Here is a 3,075-nt window from a genome sequence, read left to right as displayed (position 1 = left end):
CGGCGAATATCTTTAACCATCTTGGTGGCTTTTGAATTAGTAGGTTTAGTTCTCATCTTCATTCCTTACGTCATTACGATGAGATCAAAACCTCTCTTATGCAAATACTTTAAATGGTCTCATAAGCTTTGACGGGGTACAATAATGAGAGACTTTATTGGGTATTGTCTTTCGTTGTAATATACTTTTTCTTTTTTGATACTGCCAGTGGTGCCGACCTGACAACCTGTCCAAAATTAGATTAATTATTGCGAATCTCTTAAAATTTTAGTTTTAAAAAGCAACGATTCAGTCGTTTCTCGATTTTGAATATGTTTTTTAGTCAACTTTTTGTGATCACTGATTTAATTTTCACATTTAAAATCATTAACAAATAATGAAAATTGTGTACGTTTAAGCTATTGTAATTTAATAGTTTTAATGAATCTATGATGTTTGATATAGGTGCGAATCTTTCATAAAAATAGCACATTTCCACTTTTTTTTATGTTTGACTAAAAGCAGCTCTTGAAATTAGAATGGTTAATGAGGTAGTGTTTGCGCAGTCCGAGATAAAAGCTCTGGGAGGAGCTGTGACTATCTTATTTATTTTTATCGTTAAAAACATAAATTAAACGATAAAGTAAATTTGAATAAAGGTTTTAATATAATCAATATTATTATTAGAAGCCGAAAATATTTAACGTATATTTACTAAGGGAAAGAGTAAGTGATAGGGATAGAGAAACAAAATGGGCGCAGATACTTATCTGCAATAGACGGTTCTCTTGATCGTTTAATTACAATTTCACTTAGTATTTTTAATGCCGCCCTAGGTGGCTTAACCATAATAACTCAAAAAAAGCTGTAGGAAGACGCATGATTAAGCATCGAGTAAGAACATTTGTTCTTTCCGCCTTTGTTGCAGCAGGATCCCTTTCATTAGGAACTGCGGCAATGGGGCAAACTACATTAGATGAGGTTCTTCAAGAAGGAATTTCAACAAATGTACTTGCACAAGAATCACAAGAACGTATTAACGAAATCGTCGGCGATACTGATAAGCTCATCGATCAATATAAAAATGTATTGAAAACTGTAGATGGACTAAAAGTATATAACGCTCAAATGGAGAGATCTATTGAACGTCAAATGCAAGCCATGGAAGAATTAACAGAAAATATTAAAAACGTGACTGACGTTAAACGTCAGGTCGAACCACTATTGGTCAGAATGATTGATGGATTAGAGCAATTCATTAGAAATGATCTTCCTTTCCAGTTGGAAGAGCGTCTCGCAGGTCTTGATCGTGTTGAAGATCTTATGACAAATCCTGATGTTGATTCATCAGAGCGTTTCCGAAGTGTGTTTGAATTATATCAAATCGAAAATGATTATGGTCGCGTATTCCAAAGCTACCAGCAAACTATGGATGTGAATGGTCAAGAACGTATCGTTGATATGTTAATGGTTGGTCGTGTTGCGCTACTTTATCAAACAACTGATGGAACTGTTTCAGGTGCTTATAATAAAGAAACGAAGCAATTTGAAGTTGTTGATGAAGCGACATACCGTAAGTCAATTACTTCGGCTATTCGTGTTGCAAACGCACAAGAAGCTGCTGATAAAATCCTAATTCTTCCAATTTCTGCGCCGGAGAGAATGTAATGAGAAAATTACTTAATATTGTAATCGCTGTTGCATTAAGCGGTTTTGCTTTTGGTGCTAACGCACAACAAGCTACTAATTTGGATGAACTACTTGAAGTTGTTCGTCAAGGTAAAGTGAACGAGACGGCTGAGTTCCGTCAACGTGAACAAGAGTTCCAAAGTGCTCAAGACCGTCAAGCTGGTCTTCTTGCTGACGCTGAAGCTCAACAACGTGCAGAAGAGCGTCGCTCTGATACACTCGAAAATCAATTCCAAGTGAATGATGAGCAATTGGCTGAACTTGAAACTGAATTTACAAATGAACTTGGTGCTCTTAAAGAAGTGCTTGGTGTTCTTACAGCGGTTGCCGGTGATGCTCGTTCACAAATGGAACAATCACTAACAGCAACACAGTTTGAAGATCGTGATGAGTTTATCACAGCTTTAATTCAAAAAACATCTTCTGGTACTCAATTGCCAAGCATTGAAGAAATTGAACGCCTTTGGTTCGAGGTGCAACGGGAAATGACTGAACAAGGTCGTGTTGTTACTTATGATCGTTCTGTAAAAATGACAGATGGTTCAGAAGAAGTTATTCCTGTAACACGTATTGGTGTATTTAACCTAGCTACTGCTGGAAAATACCTTAAATTCGAACAAGGTCTTGTTGCTGAACTAGATCGTCAACCTGAAACTCGCTTCACAGATTCGACGGCTTCTTTACAAAACGCAACATCTGGTGTCGCACCATTTGGTGTTGACCCATCACGTGGATCAATTTTAGCACTTCTCATTCAGGCACCTAGTCTACGAGAGCGTGTTGATTTTGGTGGAACGATTGGTTATTTGATCCTAGCTGTTGGTGCTGTTGGTCTGCTACTTTGGGTCGAACGCGTAATTTACCTAACAGCTATTTCAGGTAAAGTTAAATCACAAATTAAGTCTGACACAATTAACGAAAATAATCCTCTTGGTCGTATCCTTTCTGTGCATGAACAAAATAAAGGTGCTGACGTTGAAACATTAGAACTTAAAATTGATGAAGCTATCTTAAAAGAAATGCCACCACTTGAGCGTTTCTTGACTATGATCAAACTTATCTCTGCTATCGCCCCTCTAATGGGGCTACTTGGTACGGTGACAGGTATGATTAATACTTTCCAATCAATGACACTCTTCGGTACTGGTGATCCGAAACTTATGGCGGGTGGTATTTCACAAGCCTTGGTAACTACGGTTCTAGGTATTGTTGTTGCTCTTCCGATGCTTTTCCTTCACTCAATCGTGAATGGTATGAGCCAACGTGTTGTGCACACACTTGAAGAACAAAGTGCTGGCATTATTGCTGTTCACGCTGAACAGAATAAGGGAGCATAATCATGTATGCCCTAATAGATATATTTGAACAAGTTCGCGATTTTATGGAAAAAGGGGGACCTGTCCTACT

The 3,075-nt window shown here is 37.7% G+C and carries 2 protein-coding genes; both read left to right on the top strand.

The annotated features are described in order from the left end of the window. The first annotated feature begins 858 nt into the window (after window positions 1-858). On the top strand, window positions 859-1,647 hold the full coding sequence (locus ACTF6W_RS04965) for a DUF3450 domain-containing protein (RefSeq protein ID WP_438993441.1): 789 nt from the start codon (window positions 859-861) through the stop codon (window positions 1,645-1,647). Then, entirely contained in the window at window positions 1,647-3,005 is a 1,359-nt protein-coding gene (locus ACTF6W_RS04960; protein WP_438993440.1) for a MotA/TolQ/ExbB proton channel family protein, read from the top strand. The genes ACTF6W_RS04965 and ACTF6W_RS04960 overlap by 1 nt, the downstream gene beginning before the upstream one ends. Window positions 3,006-3,075: the final 70 nt, after the last annotated feature.

The sequence above is a fragment of the Pseudemcibacter sp. genome, assembly GCF_965661635.1.
In the GTDB taxonomy this organism is placed as follows: domain Bacteria; phylum Pseudomonadota; class Alphaproteobacteria; order Sphingomonadales; family Emcibacteraceae; genus Pseudemcibacter.
Note: the sequence above shows the minus strand (reverse complement) of the source record. Positions and strands in the feature narration are given on the sequence as shown.

What these genes read in the sequence shown, in the direction of transcription:
- ACTF6W_RS04965 (WP_438993441.1), top strand. Translation starts at nt 859, where the DNA reads ATGATTAAGCATCGAGTAAGAACATTTGTTCTTTCCGCCTTTGTTGCA.
- ACTF6W_RS04960 (WP_438993440.1), top strand. Translation starts at nt 1,647, where the DNA reads ATGAGAAAATTACTTAATATTGTAATCGCTGTTGCATTAAGCGGTTTT.